Raw genomic sequence first — 17,594 nt, forward strand, 5'->3', positions numbered from 1 at the left:
ATGCCCGCAAATCGATGGAATTGGAACCGCAAAGAAGAGATGGCTCGACTGGCGACAATGTGGATAACGAAGGCTCGCCAAGATGAACCGCGCCTTGACGAAAAGGTTGCCGGGCAAGCAATTGGCCGCCTAGTTTGCCGGAAGATTGTTCGACAGCTGAATCGGAGAGCATGAATGGCCAGACTGAGCGAGAATGCCAAAGGCGTCTACGTTATCGCTGTAACTCCCTTTGCCGACGACGGCACGCTTGATCTCCAAAGCATCGACAGCATGGTCGAGTTTTATGAAGGCGCCGGCGTCACCGGCCTGACGGTGCTCGGCCAGCTCGGCGAGGCTCCGAAGCTGACCGCCGAGGAATCGCGGATCGTGGTCGAGCGTGTACTGAAGCGCCTTGACGGACGCCTGCCGGTGGTCGTCGGCGTGTCGGCGCCCGGGCTTGCCCCGATGAGCGAGCTCGCCAAGGTCGTCATGGGCGAAGGTGCCGCCGGCGTCATGGTTGCGCCGCCCTGGACCATCAGGACCGACGATCAGGTCTTCGCCTTCTACCAGTCGGTTGGTGAAACCCTGGGTGATACGCCTTTCGCGCTGCAGGACTATCCGCTTACCACCAATGTGACGATCGCACCCGCGGTCATCGAGCGCATCGTCAGAGAGGTGCCGAATTGCGTCATGCTTAAACACGAGGATTGGCCGGGCCTGTCGAAAATCACCGCGCTTCGCGCAGCCAGCGACAAGGGCGGCATGCGGCGCATCTCCATCCTCTGCGGCAATGGCGGGCTTTTCCTGCCGGAGGAGATGGGCCGCGGCGCCGACGGCGCCATGACCGGCTTCTGTTATCCCGAGATGATGGTCGGCGTCGTCGAAGCCTATAGCGCCGGCAATCCCGAGCGCGCCCACGAAATCTTCGATGCCTATCTGCCGCTCGCTCGCTATGAACAGCAGCAGGGCGTCGGTCTTGCCTGCCGCAAATACGTGCTTGCCAAGCGCGGCGTGATCAAATCCGCCGCCTTGCGCAAGCCGGGGCCCAGGCTTTCGGCGCTCGACATTGCCGATGTCGAGCGGCTCTTGGCCCGCCAGGCCGTCCGCCTCCAGGAGATCGGCGCATAATGGTGTGCGGTCTCGCCTCAACCGCGCAGGTCTAGGACAAGGGTATAGCCATCCTGGTCAAGGGGACGAAACTCGAGCGACTCCCAAAACCTCATCGCACCATCATTTCCCGCATGGACAGTGACACAGCGGCAGAAGCGCCGCGCGTGATCCAGAAGCGCCAGAGCAAGCATCCGCCCGACGCCGCGACCGCGCATTGCGGGGCGAACGTAGAAACGCCGCATCCGCAGCGGTTCCGGCCGGGCGGGTTCGATGGTCACGCCTCCGACAGCAACGAGTGTTTCGCCCTCAAAAGCGCCGAGCAGCCTTTCGCCGTCACGCGTGAAGCGGATGTCGCCAGCTGCCCAGTCATCGATAAGCCGGCCGATATGGAGATGGCCTTCCTGTTGGGCTTGGTGCGCAAGCCCCGCCATTGCCTCCGGCAACCCATCATGGAAGATGCGAATATCGATCGTCACGATTCTAGACGGCCAGAACCGACATCTCGCACGGCATCGCCGCAGCCGGCCCGCCGACCGGCACGAAGGTCGCGTCCCCATCGCGGGCCATGTCGTGGACCGTATGTTTCTCCAGCGCCTTCGTCACCTCGTTGACATCGCCGTCGAGATGTTCGGCGGGAATGAGATTGCCGATCACGAAATCGAAACGGTCGCCGCGTTTGTTCAAGAGTTCGTGGAAAACCGTCATGTCGCGAAGCTCCGTCGACCACTTTGCCAGCCAGTAGAACAGGCCGGAATTGCGCGCCGTCATGTGGACGGGGAGAATCGGCAGATTGTATTTGCGCGCCAGCCCGACCGCCGACGTCTTCCAGGGGCGTTCATTGAGCCGGCCATTGGCCCAATAGGCGATGCGGCCCGATGGAAAGAGCACCGTCGCCTTGCCTTCCCGTACTGCGTGGTTCGTCAATTGTAGCGTCTCGCGCGCCTTGAGCTTGCTCTTGTGCTCCTCCCGCCATTCGACGGGGATGACCATCTCGGCAAAACGCGGGTTGACGCGGATCGCATCGCGATTGGCAAAGAACATCATATCGGGCCGGCGCGTTTTCAGGAGGTCGAAAACGGCTACGCCGTCGGCAATGCCTGTGGGGTGATTGCTGACGAGGATGAAGCCGCCGCTATCAGGAATGCGTTCGCCATTGGCGACGCCGATGTCGAGCTTCAGCACGTCGCTCAGATATTCGAACGACTGGAACCCCGGCATCTTGGCCACCGCGTTGGCGAATTCGATCGCCTTGTTGTAGCGCAGAAGCGTGTATACGAACGGTCGCATGACCGGCCAGAGCGGATGTTTCACGATCCTCTGGCCGCGTTCGGCAATCAGCGTGTCGACGATGTGACCGGGCTTTCCCTGTGAAACGAGAGCGATCGCTTCCGCGAGTTGTCCGAAAGCCGTCATGGAATCGCGCCGTGCCATGAAAGATCCTGTCTATGGGCTGTAAGCTATCGCAGTACAATATGATCGAAGGATGACAAAGGCTTGGCCGGCATTAGCAATTCCATAACCGTTCCTGCTTCAAATTGGCGGACTTGAAGGCAAATTCAAGGCCAGCGACGTGAATGAACTGCTTGTAATCGCCGACCCGCGCCTGATGGCGGAACGTGCTGCGTGGCTCGAAAACCTCGCTCGCGAACGCCGTCTTTCCGAGCATACGCTCGACGCCTACGAGCGCGACACCCGCCAGTTTCTGACCTTCCTGACCGGTCATCTTGCCGGCCCGGCGACCCTCGCCGACATCAGGGAATTGCGTCCCGCCGATTTCCGCGCCTTCCTGGCTGCCCGGCGCAGGCAAGGCTCTGGCGCCCGTTCGCTCGGCCGCAATCTCGCCGGCCTACGTTCGCTGTTGCGCCACCTCGAAAAGAAGGGCCTGGTCAATGCCGCCGGCGCCGGCGCGATCCGTTCGCCGAAACAGCCGAAGTCGCTGCCCAAACCCCTGTCGGACACGCAGGCGATCGCCATCGTCAGCGATGAAGCCCAACTGCATGACGAACCGTGGATCGCCGCGCGCGATGCGGCTGTCATGACCCTGCTCTACGGCTGCGGCCTGCGCATCTCCGAGGCACTGAATCTCGTTCCCGCCGACCTGCCGAAGGGCGCCACAGCGTTGCGCATTACCGGCAAAGGCAACAAGACACGGCTGGTGCCGCTTCTGCCCGTCGTTTTCGACGCGGTCGAGAAATATCGCGCGCTCTGCCCATATGATCTCGACAGCGGAGAGCCGCTGTTTCGCGGCGCCCGCGGCGGCAAGCTGCAGGCGGCGATCATCCAGCGGGCCATGCAGAAGCTGCGCGGCGCCTTCGGCCTGCCGGAGACGGCAACGCCGCATGCGCTCCGCCACTCCTTCGCCACCCATCTGCTTGCTGGCGGCGGCGACCTGCGCACCATCCAGGAACTGCTCGGCCACGCCAGCCTTTCGACAACGCAGGTCTACACCGGCGTGGATGCATCGCGGCTGCTTGAGGTGTATGATCGAGCCCATCCGCGCGCTTGATGCATCTCGTCCAGAATGCGCAGCGCTTCTGACGACAGCATCCCATATTGTCGACAAGCTCAGCGCCCATGAATCCGGCCTGAATCGACGCGCTAATTTTTCGTTAACGCATTCTCTTAAAGGATTATGCGCAAGCCGAGCGTAGAGCAGAAGCGATAGGGCATGTGGGGAATACCATGATGACGACTTCAATCAGCCGCCGGGCTTTTTTCCTCTTAGCACCCGGCAATCTGCTGCTCTGGCTGATTGCGGGCTTCCACATGCTGCTTGTTGCGGCTCTGTTCGTCGCCCTCCTCGCCGCAAGGCCGGCGGCGGCCGAAGACACTGCCTGCACCGGCCGCAATCTGATGGTCGACTTGCAGCAGAGCGACCCCGCCCGATACGCCGAGGCGGTCAAGGAAGCCGAAGCAACGCCGAACGGCAAGGGCATCTTCTGGAAGATCGAAAAGCCCGGACTTGCCCCTTCATGGCTGCTCGGCAGCATGCATGTGACCGATCCCCGTGTGCTTGCCCTGCCGCCGCGCGCCCAGGCGGCCCACGACGCAGCCAACACGATCATCATCGAATCCGACGAGATCCTCGATGAACGAAAGGCAACCGCCGCCCTGCTCGCGCGGCCGGAACTGACGATGTTCACCGACGGCACGACGATCGACAAGCTGCTCTCTGCCGAGGACTACAAGCGCCTGGAGGCCGGCCTCAAGCAGCGCGGCATCCCGCTCAGCGCCGTCTCCCGCATGCGGCCATGGATGATCTCCAGCGCCGTTGCCCTTCCGGCCTGCGAACTCGCCCGCAAGGCCAGGGGCGTGCAGTTTCTCGACCAGAAAATCGCCACCGACGCCGTTGCCGAGGGCAAGGAGGTCAAGGGGCTGGAAACCCTTGCCGAGCAGATCCAGGCCATGGCTGATCTGCCGGTCGAATTCCATATGAAGTCGCTGATCGAGACGCTGGAACTCGGAGCCAAGATGAATGATGTGGTCGAAACGATGACCGATCTCTACCTCTCCGGCGATATCGGCCTGACCATGCCGATGCTGAAGACCGTGACACCGGAGACCGAAGGCGAAAGCAGCGACTATGCCGCCTTCGAACAGCGGGTCATCCTCGATCGAAACAAGGTCATGGCAGAACGCGCCGCACCCATTCTCGACGACGGAAACGTCTTCATGGCCGTCGGTGCCCTGCATCTGCCCGGCGAGGGCGGCGTCATCGAATTGCTGCGCAAGCAAGGCTTCACCGTTACCGCCGTGAACTGAACTCGTTGTCGGTCATCCGAGCGTCATGCGGCACAGCACATTGCTTTTATAATAGAACTGATGGACGAGCCCGCCTGCGACGTGGGCCGCGATCAGCCCCCAAAGAATGACCTTCAAGACATCCGCGTGAACGAAGCCGGCGGGATTGATGCCGAAATAGTAAGCGGCGATGCCCGAAAGCGGCATCGCGAAGAGCAGGATATAAAGCCCGGCATGGGCGAGTTTTGCCCCGAGACGAACGATCGCCGGCTCCTGCGAAGCCTCAGGCGGCGCACCCTGCATAAAGCGCAGACAGAGCCTGAGGACGGCAAGCAGCAGAATGGCGATGCCGACATAGGCATGGATATTGGCCGAGGCAATCTGCTCGGGCGTCGGCACCTCGCCCCTGCGAACGAGCCGGTGCCATATATTCATCCCGTCGGGAAACAGCAGATTGAAGAAGATCAGCAGCGCCACCGCCCAGTGGAGGAAACGCTGGCTGAGACTGTAACTCGGGATGGACGGCTGCTGCATTGCTGATCTCCCCCGGATGGTCGAACTCTGCGATCAACTAAAACAGCCGCTTGCCTCTCGGCAAGCGGCTGCGCGCTTCATTACGAAGATGTAAGATTACATATGGATCGGCTTGAAGAAGGTCGCGAGTGCAGCCTCCTTGACGGCTTCAGACATCGTCGGATGTGCATGGCAGCTGCGGCCGAGATCTTCCGACGAGCCGCCGAATTCCATCAGCACGGCGATCTCGTGGATCATCTCGCCGGCGCCGAAGCCGACGATATGACCGCCGAGCACGCGGTCGGTCTCCTTGTCGGCGAGGATCTTGACGAAGCCGTCGGTCGCCAGCATCGCACGGGCGCGGCCGTTTGCGGTGAACGGGAACTTGCCGACCTTGTAGGCGATGCCTGCCGCCTTCAGTTCCTCCTCAGTCTTGCCGACCGAAGCGATCTCCGGCTGGGTATAAACGACGCTCGGGATGACCTCATAATTGACGTGGCCATGCTGACCGGCAAGGATTTCGGCAAGCGCCACGCCCTCGTCTTCGGCCTTGTGCGCCAGCATCGGCCCCTTCACCACGTCGCCGATCGCATAGATGCCGGCAACATTGGTCTTGAAGTGGCCGTCGATCTCGACGCGGCCGCGATTGTCGAGCACAACACCTGCCTCTTCCAGGCCGAGACCTGCGGTATAGGGCTTGCGGCCGGTGGCGATCAGCACGACTTCAGCGTCGAGCGTCACCGTGTCGCCGCCCTTGACCGGCTCGAACGTGACCTTGGCGCCCTTATCGCCCTTTTCGACGCCGGTGACCTTGGCGCTGAGGTTGAAATCGATGCCCTGCTTGGCGAGCATGCGCTGGAACTGCTTGGAGACCTCGCCGTCCATGCCGCCGAGAATGGTGTCGAGATATTCGACGACGGTGACCTTGGCGCCGAGACGCGACCAGACCGAGCCGAGTTCGAGGCCGATGACGCCACCGCCGACGACGATCAACGTTTCCGGCACCTTTTCCAACGCAATGCCGCCTGTCGACGAGATGATGGTCTTTTCATCGATTTCGACCTGCACGCCCGGAATGCCGGCGACATCCGAACCGGTCGCGATGACGATGTTCTTGCCTTCGATTTCCTGCGCGGTCCCGTCCTCGGCGGTGATGGAAACCTTGCCGGCCGAAACGATCTTGCCGGTACCCTTGAAAGCGTCGATCTTGTTCTTTTTGAACAGGAAGGCGACGCCGTCGACATTCGACTTCACCGTCGCATCCTTGTGCGCCATCATATTGGCGAGGTTGAGCGTCGGCGCCGACACGTCGATGCCAAGCGCGGTTAATCCATGGCCGGCCTGATGGAACATTTCGGAAGCATGCAGCAGCGCCTTCGACGGAATGCAGCCGACGTTCAGACAGGTGCCGCCATAGGTCGCGCGCTTTTCGATGACGGCGACCTTGAGGCCGAGCTGGGCTGCCTTGACGGCGCAGACATAGCCGCCCGGACCGGTTCCGATAATGATCACATCGTAGGACATTGCTTCTTTCCCTTTGGATTTTTCGTTTAGTCGGCTGCGCGCGACAGCGCGAGGCGGAAGCCGAAGGCGACGAGTGCCGCTCCGGTGATGCGGTTGAACCATTTGCCGCTGGCGATGAAGCGGTCTCGGATCGTCTTGACCGTGAAGAAATAGGAGACGCCGGCAAACCAGGCGACCAGCGCCGTCGCCATGCCGATACCATAGGAGAACTGGATCAGTGCTGGCGTGTCGTGGTGGACGAGCGTCGAAAACAAGGACAGGAAGAACAGCACCGGCTTCGGGTTCAGCGCATTGGTGATGAACCCCATGCCGAGGCATGACAGCATCGAGGCCGACTTGCGCTCGTCGGCCGTGACGGCGATCTCCTGCACATTGAATCCCGGTTCGCGGAACGACTTGATGCCGAGATAGACGAGATAGCCGACACCCGCCCATTTAATCATCGCAAACAGCATCAGCGACTTGGAGACGATCAGGCCGAGGCCAAGGATCGTGTAGCTGATATGAAAGAGCAGCGAGAAGCCCATGCCGAGCCCGGTCATGATGGCGGCGCGGCGCCCATGCATGATGCTTTGGCGCAGGATGACAGCGAAATCGGCGCCCGGCACGACGATGAAAATAGAGAAGACGGCCATCAGGCCGAGGAATTCGAAGATGTAGCTCATATTGATTCCGCCCTGTCTTTCTAACGGCCGCCGCTCACATTGAGGATCGATCCGGTGACATAGGACGCTGAAGGTGAAAGCAGATAGAGAATTGCATCCGCCACCTCCTCCGGCAGGCCGGCCCGCTGCATCGGGACCGATGGCGCCATTTCGCGCGCCCGGTCCGGCAAGCCACCCGATGCATGGAGATCGGTTTCGATGATGCCGGGCCTGACGGCATTGACGCGAATCCCTTCCCCGGCAACTTCGCGCGCAAGCCCGATGGTGAAGGTGTCGATCGCCGCTTTCGATGCCGCATAATCGACATACTGCGTCGCCGAACCGAGGACTGCCGCCATCGAGGAGACGTTGACGATCGCCCCACCCTGCCCACCATGTCGGCGCGACATGCGGCGCACGGCCTCGGCGGCGCAGAGGATCGAGCCGGTCACATTGACGCGGAGCATGCGCTCGATCCGCTCGACCGACATCTCGTCGACTCGTTGCGGATAATCGACGATGCCGGCATTGTTGACCAGCCCGTCGAGCCGCCCGAACTGACGATCAACCGCCGAAAACATCGCGGCGATATCCGCGGCCTTGCCGACATCGCCCTTAATTGCCACAGCCTCGCCGCCGCTTTCGATGATCGCGGTAACGACGGCATCCGCCGCTTCATGGCTCGTGGCGTAATTCACCGCGACGCGCCAACCCCCGCGCGCAGCAAGCCGGCAGACCGCCGCGCCGATGCCCCGGCTTCCGCCGGTGACGAGAACAACAGGTGTATCGCTCATGTCGCACACTCCTTGAATGTCAGCACGTCCCAAGGCGCCACCGAGGCCTTGCCCTCGCCCCAGGCGCTGGATTCGCGAATGGCGGGACCAAGACCGGGAAGCACCAGCTTTTCGGCGGCAGCAGCGCCCTCCGGCAGCAGGTTGTCGATCTCGCCCTTGGCGTCCATGCCATAGACGGCGCCCTGCCAGACCGTGCAGGCATCGAGATCGGCGCCGGTCACATCGCCTTCCGGACAGTTGAACATCAGGATGCCGATGGCGCGCACCGGATCCTCCGACGGCATGATATAGCCTTCCATCACCACGGCCGTCTTGAGGGCGCTGACCTTGAACTGGTTGCTGGCGGCCGCCGACGCCGAGTTCAGCGGCGCGAAGCGCAGTTCATAGGCGCCGTCACGGTCGACGTAGACGGCCTGCTCCTGTTTGCAGTCGACGGCGAACCCGGCAACCGGGACGGCGAAAACCGCCACGGCCGCAATTGCAGCCGCACCTCGCCGCCCTGCCATGATCCCGATCGTCCCGCTCATTGCACCTTCGGCTCTCTCCGCCCGTCGGCATTCTGGATTATGCCAAAATCCGTCAACAGCACCAGCGGGCAACCGTCCTTGTCGAGGCCCCAGAAGACAGGATAGACACCATCACCCCAGCCGCTCCAAAACACCGCAACATTGCCCTTCTTGCCGGCAACCGGCCGGTGCAATGCATAGTGGCGCTTGTTGGCGTCAAGCTCCGACGCCAGCACGTCATCGTAATAATTGATATCGGCGTCCGGCTTCTGCGCCTGGACCTGCGTTTCCCGCTCATCGATCAGCGCCAGCGTATCGGCGTCCATATAACAGCCGACGCCGGCATCGACGGGATAGCCGAAGATCTCGTCGTCCTTCAGTGTCGCCGGGTCTTGGCCGGGCACGACGGCCAGTTCCCAGTGATCGGGCCTGCCCTCGGCAAACCGCATGCTGGCCGCCGCGATGCGCCCGAAGGCATGGTAGAGCGTCACCGGATAGTCGCCCGGCGCCACCGTTCTTGCAAGCGCCGCACGATCCGGCTGGGCAAGCGGATCAGCGGCGACGATGCGACCCGAGGTCAGCTCGACATCGCCCATATGGACCACATCGATCGACCGGCTGGAGAGTTCGGCAGCATCAAGCGCCACGAGTCCGAAATTGCTGCTGGCCTTGCTGACATCCCAGCCGGCGGCCGATGCGGGGACCGGGGCATGCGCGGCGGCAGCGCAAAGAAGAAGCCGCGCCGCTCGCAATATCCGGTTCCGCATCGAAAGCGCTCCTTAGAGATCGAGAACCAGGCGTTCCGGATCTTCGAGGCTCTCCTTGACGCGGACGAGGAAGGTGACAGCCTCCTTGCCGTCGACGATGCGATGATCGTAGGACAGCGCCAGATACATCATCGGACGGATGACCACCTGGCCGCCGATCGCAACCGGCCGCTCCTGGATCTTGTGCATGCCGAGAATGCCGGACTGCGGCGCGTTGAGGATCGGTGAAGACATCAGCGAGCCGTAGACGCCGCCGTTGGTGATGGTGAAGGTGCCTCCCTGCATGTCGGCCATAGCAAGCGATCCGTCACGGGCTGCCTTGGCAAGACGGCCGAGTTCCTTCTCGACTTCGGCGATCGACATCTGGTCGGCGTCGCGGATAACAGGAACCACGAGGCCCTTGTCGGTGCCGACCGCCATGCCGACATGGCAGTAGTTCTTGTAGATGACGTCGGTCCCGTCGATTTCGGCATTGACTGCCGGCAGCTCCTTCAGCGCATGCGTCACCGCCTTGGTGAAGAAGCCCATGAAGCCGAGCTTGACGCCGTGTTTCTTCTCGAAAATGTCCTTGTACTTGTTGCGCAGGTCCATGACTGCCTTCATGTCCACCTCGTTATAGGTGGTCAGCATGGCGGCAGTGTTCTGGGCGTCCTTGAGGCGCTTGGCGATCGTCTGGCGCAGGCGCGTCATCTTCACGCGCTCTTCGCGCGAGGCATCCTCGACCGTCGACGGGCCACGTGCAGCCGCAGGCGCTGCAGCCGGTGCCGCGGCGGGAGCGGAAATGCCCTTGGCAACGGCGGCAATGACGTCGCCCTTCAGCACCTGACCACGTTTGCCGCTGCCGTCGACCTGATCGGCGGAAAGATTGCTTTCGGCAAGCATCTTCGCAGCTGCCGGTGCCGGCGGCATGGTGGAGACGGAAGCGCTCGACGAGGATGCGGCGGTGGCAACCGGTGCGGCAGCAGCAGCAGGGGCCGGCTGAGCGGGAGCGGCGACCGGTGCGGCGGCAGCCTGCGCGGCGGCGGCAGCACCGGCGCCTTCGGCGATCTGGCCGAGCAGTGCACCGAGACCGACGGTCTCGCCGGCGGCGGCGACGATTTCCGACAGCGTACCGGAGGCGGGCGCGGGAACTTCGATGGTCACCTTGTCGGTTTCAAGCTCCAGAATCGGCTCGTCGGCCTTGATGGCGTCGCCGACCTTCTTGAACCAGGTGCCGACGGTTGCCTCGCTGACGGATTCACCGAGAGTTGGAACGCGGATTTCTGTGGCCATTGTTCAAATCCTGATTTCGTGTGTTTTCGTTTATGCGTTTCAGACGGCGGGCGGCCGCAAAATGATCGAGGGCATCGGCAAGACATCGAAACGGAAACCGAAACCGGAAGCGATGATCGGATCGCCGTCGACAAGAGCTTGCGCCGCCGGCTGATCCTCCACTTCGACGACTGCCATGCCGAAGGCGCCTTGACCCTCGAACACCGGACCGACGACAATTGCCGATCCCGCAAGGGCCTGCCGATGCCAATATTCGACATGGCGTTTCATCGCCGCCATTTCTTCCCCCGTCCCGTCATGCGGAAAAGTGGGGCGCGGCGGCAGCAGTCTCAAAAAGAAGTAAGCCATTGCGCCCCCCTTGATTTAGCCGCCCAATGCATCCTCGAGGAATGCGGCAAGCTGCGATAGATGCTTGGACATCAGGCCCGTCGCCGGCGAGGCGGCGGCCGGACGGCCGGTATAGCGGACGCGCTGATATTTGGCGTCGATATGGGCAAGCACCCACTCGAGGAACGGGTCGATGAACGACCATGCGCCCATGTTCTTCGGCTCTTCCTGGCACCAGACCATCTCGGCATTGCGGAAGCGCGACAGCTCGTTGATCAGCGCCTTTGCCGGGAACGGATAGAGCTGCTCGACGCGCAGCAGATAGATGTCGTCGATACCGCGCTTTTCACGCTCTTCCAGAAGGTCGTAATAGACCTTGCCGGAGCACATGACGACACGGCGGATCTTGTTGTCCTTCTGCAGCTTGATCGGGCCGTCCTTGATAACCTCGGCATCATCCCACAGCAGGCGGTGGAAGGCGGATTCGCCGGCCAGTTCGGCAAGCGTCGAAACGGCCCGCTTGTGACGCAGCAGCGACTTCGGCGTCATCAGGATCAGCGGCTTACGGAAGTCGCGCTTCAGCTGCCGGCGCAGGATATGGAAGTAGTTCGCCGGCGTCGTGACGTTGGCGACCTGCATGTTGTCTTCCGCGCAGAGCTGCAGGAAGCGCTCCAGGCGAGCCGAGGAGTGCTCCGGACCCTGGCCTTCATAGCCGTGCGGCAGCAGGCAGACGAGTCCGGACATGCGCAGCCACTTGCGTTCGCCCGACGAGATGAACTGGTCGAAGACGACCTGCGCGCCGTTGGCGAAATCGCCGAACTGCGCTTCCCAGAGCGTCAGCGCATTCGGGCGGGCGAGCGAGTAGCCATATTCGAAACCGAGCACGGCCTCTTCCGAAAGCATCGAGTTGATGACTTCGTAGCGGGCCTGTGTCGGCGAAAGATTGGCGAGCGGAATGTAGCGTTCCTCGGTCTCCTGATCGTAGAGAACCGAATGACGCTGCGAGAAGGTGCCGCGTTCGCAATCCTGGCCCGACAGGCGGATCTTGTGGCCTTCCAAGCAGAGCGCGCCAAAGGCGAGCGCTTCGGCCATCGCCCAGTCGAGGCCTTCGCCGGTGGCGATCATGTTGGCCCGGTTTTCCATGAAACGCTGGATCGTGCGGTGCGCATTGAAGCCCGCCGGGATTTCCGAGAGCTTGCGGCCGATCTCCTTCAGCGTCTTCATCGGCACCGCGGTCTTGCCGCGGCGCTGTTCGTCGGCGTTGTCGGCCGTGCGCAGGCCCGACCACTCCCCATCCAGCCAGTCGGCCTTATTAGGCTTGTAGTGCTGGCCGGCGTCGAACTCCTGCTCGAGATGCGCGCGCCAGTCGGCCTTCATCTTCTCGACTTCGCCTTCGGTGAGCAGGCCCTCGGCGACAAGGCGCGCCGCATAGAGCTGCAGCACGGTCTTATGGGCGCGAATGACCTTGTACATCTTCGGCTGCGTGAAGGACGGCTCGTCGCCTTCATTGTGGCCGTAGCGGCGATAGCAGAACATGTCGAGCACCACAGGCTTGTGGAACTTCATGCGGAATTCGGTCGCGATCTTGGCTGCGTAGACGACCGCTTCCGGATCGTCGCCGTTGACGTGCAGGATCGGTGCTTCGATCATCTTGGCGACGTCGGACGGATAGGGCGACGAGCGCGAAAAGGCCGGGTTCGTCGTGAAACCGATCTGATTGTTGATGATCACGTGCATGGTGCCGGCAACACGGTGGCCGCGCAGACCGGAAAGACCGAGGATTTCGGCAATGACGCCCTGGCCGGCGAAGGCCGCATCGCCGTGGATCAGCAGCGGCAGAACCTTGGAGCGTTCGGAAAGCGGAATGATGTCGCCTTCCCACACCGTGGCGCTCATGTCCTGCTTGGCGCGAGCCTTGCCCATGACGACGGGATCGACGATTTCGAGATGCGACGGGTTTGCCGTCAGCGACACGTGTACCTTGTTGCCGTCGAATTCGCGGTCCGAGGATGCACCGAGATGGTACTTGACGTCGCCGGAGCCTTCGACTTCATCGGGTGCGTAGGAACCGCCTTTGAATTCGTGGAAGATGGCGCGGTGCGGCTTGCCCATGACCTGGGAGAGCACGTTGAGGCGGCCGCGATGGGCCATGCCGAACACGGCTTCCTTGAGGCCGAGATGACCGCCGCGCTTCAGGATCTGTTCCAGCGCCGGGATCAGCGATTCGCCGCCGTCGAGGCCGAAGCGCTTGGTGCCCTTGAACTTGACGTCGAGGAACTGTTCGTAGCCTTCGGCTTCGACGAGTTTGGAAAGGATCGCCTTCTTGCCCTCAGGCGTGAAGGCCACACCCTTGTCGGGGCCTTCGATGCGTTCCTGGATCCAGGCCTTCTCTTCCGGGTTGGAGATATGCATGAATTCGACGCCGAGCGTCGAGCAGTAGGTGCGCTCGAGGATCTCGATCATCTCGCGGATGGTGGCGTACTCCAGGCCGAGCACGTTGTCGATGAAGATCTTGCGATCGTAATCGGCTGATGTGAAGCCGTAATTTTCCGGCGACAGCTCGCGAAAATCGTCGACGGCGGCGGCGATTCCGAGCGGGTCGAGCTTGGCATGCAGGTGGCCGCGCATGCGGTAGGCGCGGATCATCATGATGGCGCGGACGGAATCGCGCGTCGCCTGCAACACGTCGGTGCCGTCGGCGGGCTTGCCCTCGGCTACGGCCTTGGCCTTCACCTTCGTCTCGATCACCTTCTCGACGATGCCCCAGTCGCCGTCGAGCGCCGATACCAGATCGCCGCCGGCTGCCAGAGGCCAGTTCTTCCTGCGCCAGGAGGCTCCCTTGGCCGCCTTTTTCACATCGGCAGGATCGTCTTCCAGCGCCTTGAAGAAAGCGCGCCATTGATCGTCGACCGACGCCGGATCCTCTTCGTAGCGCGCATAGAGCTGCTCGATATAGGCCGCGTTGGCGCCATCCAGAAACGAGGTGATCTGAAATTGCTCGTTGGCTTCTTGCCGTGCCATGGTGATATGCGGACGCTTCGGTCCGCCTCCTGACTTGATGAATTTGCCGGATCGATCGCCGGCTGCCGCATTCCGATCGCCGCCTGTCCGCGGCGCATCTGCTGCTCTCGCATGCGAGCCGGGCGGAAGGCGCAGATGCCGTTCCTCCGCCCGGTCTACAGGTGGCTTCAGCCCTTCAGGACTTCCACCAGCGTCTTGCCGAGGCGGGCCGGAGACGGAGACACCTTGATGCCAGCCGATTCCATCGCCGCGATCTTCGATTCAGCGTCGCCCTTGCCGCCGGATACCACGGCGCCGGCATGGCCCATGGTGCGGCCCTTCGGTGCCGTACGGCCTGCGATGAAGCCGGCCATCGGTTTCTTGCGGCCCTTCTTGGCCTCATCCTTCAGGAACTGGGCTGCGTCTTCTTCGGCGGAGCCGCCGATTTCGCCGATCATGATGATCGAAGTCGTGGCTTCGTCGGCGAGGAACATCTCCAGCACATCGATGAACTCGGTGCCCTTGACCGGGTCGCCGCCGATGCCGACGGCCGTCGTCTGGCCGAGGCCTTCATTGGAGGTCTGGAAGACGGCCTCATAGGTCAGCGTGCCCGAGCGGGACACGATGCCGACCGAACCCTTGCGGAAGATCGAGCCCGGCATGATGCCGATCTTGCATTCTTCCGGCGTCAGGATGCCCGGGCAGTTCGGCCCAAGCAGGCGCGACTTGGAGCGGTCGAGGCGAGCCTTCACGCGCACCATGTCCATGACCGGAATGCCTTCGGTGATGCAGGTGATGAACGGGATCTCGGCGTCGATCGCTTCGATGATCGCATCGGCAGCGCCCGCCGGCGGAACGTAGATGACGGTGGCGTCGGCGCCGGTCTTTTCCTTGCCCTCGGCAACGGTTGCAAAGATCGGCAGGCTTTCGCCCTTCGCGCCGGTCCAGGTTTCGCCGCCCTTCTTCGGGTGGATGCCGCCGACCATCTGGGTGCCGTAATAAGCGAGCGCCTGTTCGGTGTGGAACGTGCCGGTCTTGCCGGTCAGACCCTGAACGAGGACCTTGGTGTCTTTATTGACGAGAATAGACATTCTTTCCGATCCCTCAAAATTAGCCGTTGATCGCCGCGACGATCTTCTTGGCCGCATCGTCCAAGTCGTCAGCCGCCGTGATCGCGAGACCCGACTCGTTCAGGATCTTCTTGCCGAGCTCGACATTGGTGCCTTCAAGGCGCACGACGAGCGGAACCTTGAGACCGACTTCCTTGACCGCGGCAATGACGCCTTCAGCGATGACGTCGCACTTCATGATGCCGCCGAAGATGTTGACGAGAATGCCCTCGACCTTCGGGTCTGCGGTGATGATCTTGAACGCCGCAGCGACCTTCTCCTTGCCGGCGCCGCCGCCGACGTCGCAGAAGTTGGCCGGCTCCTTGCCGTATAGCTTGATGATGTCCATCGTCGCCATGGCGAGGCCCGCGCCGTTGACCATGCAGCCGATATTGCCGTCGAGCGCGACGTAAGCGAGGTCCCACTTGGAGGCCTCGATTTCCTTGGCATCTTCTTCGGTCTCGTCGCGCAGCGCCCGGACGTCGTCGTGACGGAAGAGCGCATTGCCGTCGAAGGACATCTTGGCGTCGAGAACGCGCAGATGGCCATTCTTCATGACGATCAGCGGATTGATTTCGAGAAGCGACATGTCCTTCTCGTTGAAGGCCTTGTAGAGCAGCGGGAAGAGCGACTTGGCGTCTTCTGCGGCAGCACCTTCGAGCTTGAGAGCGGCGGAGATCTTGGCGACGTCGGCAGCCGTCACGCCGGCTTCCGGATCGATGGCGATCGTCTGGATCTTCTCGGGCGTATCGTGGGCGACGGCCTCGATGTCCATGCCGCCTTCAGTGGAGACGACGAAGGCGACCTTGCCGACCGAGCGGTCGACCAGCAGCGAGCAGTAGAGTTCGCGCTCGATGTCGGCGCCGTCCTCGATATAGAGGCGATTGACCTGCTTGCCGGCTTCGCCGGTCTGCGCGGTCACCAGCGTGTTGCCGAGCATCTCCTTGACGTTGGCAACGACGTCTTCGATCGACTTGGCGAGACGTACGCCGCCCTTGGCTTCCGGCGACAGTTCCTTGAACTTGCCCTTGCCGCGGCCGCCCGCATGGATCTGGCTCTTGACCACGTAAAGCGGGCCGGGAAGCGACTTGGCAGCCGCCTCGGCTTCTTCAACCTTGAGAATTGCCACACCCTCGGCAACCGGCGCGCCATAGCCCTTCAGCAGAGCCTTGGCCTGATATTCATGAATGTTCATGGGTCTATCCCTGTTTCGATTACTTCAGCGCCGATTACTTCAGGGCAGGCGCGATGTTGATGCAGGCCTCGCAAAGACCGGCGACGGCGCCGACAGACTTGTCGAAGGCTTCCTTCTCGGTCTTGTTGAGGTCGATCTCGATGACGCGCTCGACGCCGCCGGCGCCGATGACGGTGGGTACACCGACATACATGTCCTTGACACCGTACTGGCCGGTCAGATGGGCGGCGCAAGGCAGGACGCGCTTCTTGTCCTTGAGGTAGGATTCGGCCATTTCGATTGCCGAGGCAGCCGGCGCATAATAAGCGGAACCTGTCTTCAGCAGGCCGACGATCTCGGCGCCGCCATCACGGGTGCGCTGGATGATCTCTTCGAGGCGCTCCTTGGTGACCCAGCCCATGGTGACGAGGTCGGTGAGCGGAATGCCGCCGACCGTGGAGTAGCGGGCGAGCGGCACCATCGTATCGCCGTGGCCGCCGAGAACGAAGGCGGTCACATCCTGAACGGAGACGTTGAATTCTCTGGCGAGGAAGAGACGGAAGCGCGAGGAGTCGAGAACACCGGCCATGCCGACGACCTTGTTGGCGGGAAGACCCGAAAACTTCTGCAGCGCCCAGACCATGGCGTCGAGCGGGTTGGTGATGCAGATGACGAAGGCGTTCGGCGCGTATTTCTTGATGCCGGCGCCGACCTGCTCCATGACCTTGAGGTTGATGCCGAGAAGATCGTCGCGGCTCATGCCCGGCTTGCGCGGAACGCCGGCAGTGACGATGCAGACGTCGGCACCCTCGATCGCCGAATAATCGCTGCCGCCGGTCAGATTGGCGTCGAAGCCTTCGACCGGAGAGGACTGTGCGATGTCGAGACCCTTGCCCTGGGGAATGCCATCGGCAATGTCGAAGAGGACGATATCGCCCAGTTCCTTCAGGCCGGCCAGATGCGCCAACGTGCCACCAATCATGCCAGAACCAATGAGTGCGATCTTATTACGCGCCATTTCGCTGTTTCCTTTGCGATCAAATTCGTCGAACGACGCTGCAAGGCCGCTCAATGACGCAATCGCATAGACCTAAAGGCTAAAAATGGCAATCCATTAATTTTGATGCAGCGTTT

The 17,594-nt window shown here is 62.1% G+C and carries 17 protein-coding genes; 3 read left to right on the forward strand and 14 right to left on the reverse strand.

The features are described from left to right. The first annotated feature begins 174 nt into the window (after window positions 1–174). On the forward strand, window positions 175–1,107 hold the full coding sequence (locus HJC04_RS10630; RefSeq protein ID WP_210632944.1) for a dihydrodipicolinate synthase family protein: 933 nt from the start codon (window positions 175–177) through the stop codon (window positions 1,105–1,107). 17 nt (window positions 1,108–1,124) lie between these two features. On the opposite strand, the gene HJC04_RS10635 is transcribed toward HJC04_RS10630, so the two are convergent. Both HJC04_RS10635 and HJC04_RS10640 read right to left on the reverse strand, forming a co-directional pair. Then, window positions 1,125–1,565, reverse strand: a complete 441-nt coding sequence (locus HJC04_RS10635; protein ID WP_221146062.1) for a GNAT family N-acetyltransferase — start codon at window positions 1,563–1,565, stop codon at window positions 1,125–1,127. Between the two features lie 4 nt (window positions 1,566–1,569). After that, window positions 1,570–2,520, reverse strand: coding sequence for a GNAT family N-acetyltransferase (locus HJC04_RS10640; RefSeq protein WP_210632946.1), 951 nt, complete (start codon window positions 2,518–2,520; stop codon window positions 1,570–1,572). Window positions 2,521–2,659: 139 nt separating this feature from the next. On the opposite strand from HJC04_RS10640, the gene HJC04_RS10645 reads away from it, so the two are divergent. Then, complete coding sequence (locus HJC04_RS10645; RefSeq protein ID WP_221146063.1) at window positions 2,660–3,595, forward strand: tyrosine recombinase XerC; 936 nt, start codon at window positions 2,660–2,662, stop codon at window positions 3,593–3,595. A gap of 179 nt (window positions 3,596–3,774) precedes the next feature. Further along, complete coding sequence (locus HJC04_RS10650; RefSeq protein WP_221146318.1) at window positions 3,775–4,851, forward strand: TraB/GumN family protein; 1,077 nt, start codon at window positions 3,775–3,777, stop codon at window positions 4,849–4,851. Between the two features lie 12 nt (window positions 4,852–4,863). Here HJC04_RS10650 and HJC04_RS10655 read toward each other — a convergent pair whose 3' ends face one another. The 12 genes from HJC04_RS10655 to mdh all read right to left on the reverse strand — a co-directional run bounded on the left by HJC04_RS10655 (window position 4,864) and on the right by mdh (window position 17,478). Continuing rightward, a complete protein-coding gene (locus HJC04_RS10655) occupies window positions 4,864–5,364 on the reverse strand; it encodes a cytochrome b (protein WP_221146064.1) in 501 nt (166 codons plus the stop codon). Between the two features lie 96 nt (window positions 5,365–5,460). Then, window positions 5,461–6,867, reverse strand: coding sequence for a dihydrolipoyl dehydrogenase (lpdA, locus tag HJC04_RS10660; protein WP_221122942.1), 1,407 nt, complete (start codon window positions 6,865–6,867; stop codon window positions 5,461–5,463). Window positions 6,868–6,893: 26 nt separating this feature from the next. Beyond that, the gene (locus tag HJC04_RS10665; protein ID WP_210632950.1) at window positions 6,894–7,532 is read right to left on the reverse strand and encodes a LysE family translocator; all 639 of its coding nucleotides are present in this window, start codon (window positions 7,530–7,532) and stop codon (window positions 6,894–6,896) included. A 20-nt stretch (window positions 7,533–7,552) separates the two neighbouring features. Further along, entirely contained in the window at window positions 7,553–8,305 is a 753-nt protein-coding gene (locus HJC04_RS10670) for an SDR family oxidoreductase (protein WP_210632951.1), read from the reverse strand. Further along, window positions 8,302–8,832, reverse strand: coding sequence for a hypothetical protein (locus HJC04_RS10675; protein WP_221122941.1), 531 nt, complete (start codon window positions 8,830–8,832; stop codon window positions 8,302–8,304). Before HJC04_RS10675 ends, HJC04_RS10670 begins: the two co-directional genes overlap by 4 nt. After that, the gene (locus HJC04_RS10680) at window positions 8,829–9,578 is read right to left on the reverse strand and encodes a DUF4241 domain-containing protein (RefSeq protein ID WP_221122940.1); all 750 of its coding nucleotides are present in this window, start codon (window positions 9,576–9,578) and stop codon (window positions 8,829–8,831) included. The genes HJC04_RS10675 and HJC04_RS10680 overlap by 4 nt, the downstream gene beginning before the upstream one ends. A 12-nt stretch (window positions 9,579–9,590) precedes the next feature. Continuing rightward, window positions 9,591–10,850, reverse strand: a complete 1,260-nt coding sequence (gene odhB / locus HJC04_RS10685; RefSeq protein ID WP_210632954.1) for a 2-oxoglutarate dehydrogenase complex dihydrolipoyllysine-residue succinyltransferase — start codon at window positions 10,848–10,850, stop codon at window positions 9,591–9,593. Between the two features lie 39 nt (window positions 10,851–10,889). Further along, on the reverse strand, window positions 10,890–11,198 hold the full coding sequence (locus HJC04_RS10690) for a YciI family protein (protein ID WP_210632955.1): 309 nt from the start codon (window positions 11,196–11,198) through the stop codon (window positions 10,890–10,892). Between the two features lie 15 nt (window positions 11,199–11,213). After that, window positions 11,214–14,198, reverse strand: a complete 2,985-nt coding sequence (locus HJC04_RS10695) for a 2-oxoglutarate dehydrogenase E1 component (protein WP_210632956.1) — start codon at window positions 14,196–14,198, stop codon at window positions 11,214–11,216. 167 nt (window positions 14,199–14,365) lie between these two features. Further along, window positions 14,366–15,268, reverse strand: a complete 903-nt coding sequence (gene sucD / locus HJC04_RS10700; protein ID WP_008528022.1) for a succinate--CoA ligase subunit alpha — start codon at window positions 15,266–15,268, stop codon at window positions 14,366–14,368. Between the two features lie 19 nt (window positions 15,269–15,287). Continuing rightward, on the reverse strand, window positions 15,288–16,481 hold the full coding sequence (gene sucC / locus HJC04_RS10705) for an ADP-forming succinate--CoA ligase subunit beta (protein ID WP_097598164.1): 1,194 nt from the start codon (window positions 16,479–16,481) through the stop codon (window positions 15,288–15,290). A gap of 34 nt (window positions 16,482–16,515) precedes the next feature. After that, complete coding sequence (gene mdh, locus HJC04_RS10710) at window positions 16,516–17,478, reverse strand: malate dehydrogenase (protein ID WP_221146066.1); 963 nt, start codon at window positions 17,476–17,478, stop codon at window positions 16,516–16,518. Window positions 17,479–17,594: the final 116 nt, after the last annotated feature.

The organism is Rhizobium sp. NLR8a (assembly GCF_019685235.1).
GTDB lineage: Bacteria > Pseudomonadota > Alphaproteobacteria > Rhizobiales > Rhizobiaceae > Rhizobium.

What these genes read in the sequence shown, in the direction of transcription:
- HJC04_RS10675 (WP_221122941.1), bottom strand. Translation starts at nt 8,832, where the DNA reads ATGAGCGGGACGATCGGGATCATGGCAGGGCGGCGAGGTGCGGCTGCA.
- HJC04_RS10650 (WP_221146318.1), top strand. Translation starts at nt 3,775, where the DNA reads ATGACGACTTCAATCAGCCGCCGGGCTTTTTTCCTCTTAGCACCCGGC.
- sucC (WP_097598164.1), bottom strand. Translation starts at nt 16,481, where the DNA reads ATGAACATTCATGAATATCAGGCCAAGGCTCTGCTGAAGGGCTATGGC.
- HJC04_RS10630 (WP_210632944.1), top strand. Translation starts at nt 175, where the DNA reads ATGGCCAGACTGAGCGAGAATGCCAAAGGCGTCTACGTTATCGCTGTA.
- lpdA (WP_221122942.1), bottom strand. Translation starts at nt 6,867, where the DNA reads ATGTCCTACGATGTGATCATTATCGGAACCGGTCCGGGCGGCTATGTC.
- sucD (WP_008528022.1), bottom strand. Translation starts at nt 15,268, where the DNA reads ATGTCTATTCTCGTCAATAAAGACACCAAGGTCCTCGTTCAGGGTCTG.
- odhB (WP_210632954.1), bottom strand. Translation starts at nt 10,850, where the DNA reads ATGGCCACAGAAATCCGCGTTCCAACTCTCGGTGAATCCGTCAGCGAG.
- HJC04_RS10640 (WP_210632946.1), bottom strand. Translation starts at nt 2,520, where the DNA reads ATGGCACGGCGCGATTCCATGACGGCTTTCGGACAACTCGCGGAAGCG.
- HJC04_RS10695 (WP_210632956.1), bottom strand. Translation starts at nt 14,198, where the DNA reads ATGGCACGGCAAGAAGCCAACGAGCAATTTCAGATCACCTCGTTTCTG.
- HJC04_RS10665 (WP_210632950.1), bottom strand. Translation starts at nt 7,532, where the DNA reads ATGAGCTACATCTTCGAATTCCTCGGCCTGATGGCCGTCTTCTCTATT.
- HJC04_RS10655 (WP_221146064.1), bottom strand. Translation starts at nt 5,364, where the DNA reads ATGCAGCAGCCGTCCATCCCGAGTTACAGTCTCAGCCAGCGTTTCCTC.
- mdh (WP_221146066.1), bottom strand. Translation starts at nt 17,478, where the DNA reads ATGGCGCGTAATAAGATCGCACTCATTGGTTCTGGCATGATTGGTGGC.
- HJC04_RS10680 (WP_221122940.1), bottom strand. Translation starts at nt 9,578, where the DNA reads ATGCGGAACCGGATATTGCGAGCGGCGCGGCTTCTTCTTTGCGCTGCC.
- HJC04_RS10690 (WP_210632955.1), bottom strand. Translation starts at nt 11,198, where the DNA reads ATGGCTTACTTCTTTTTGAGACTGCTGCCGCCGCGCCCCACTTTTCCG.
- HJC04_RS10670 (WP_210632951.1), bottom strand. Translation starts at nt 8,305, where the DNA reads ATGAGCGATACACCTGTTGTTCTCGTCACCGGCGGAAGCCGGGGCATC.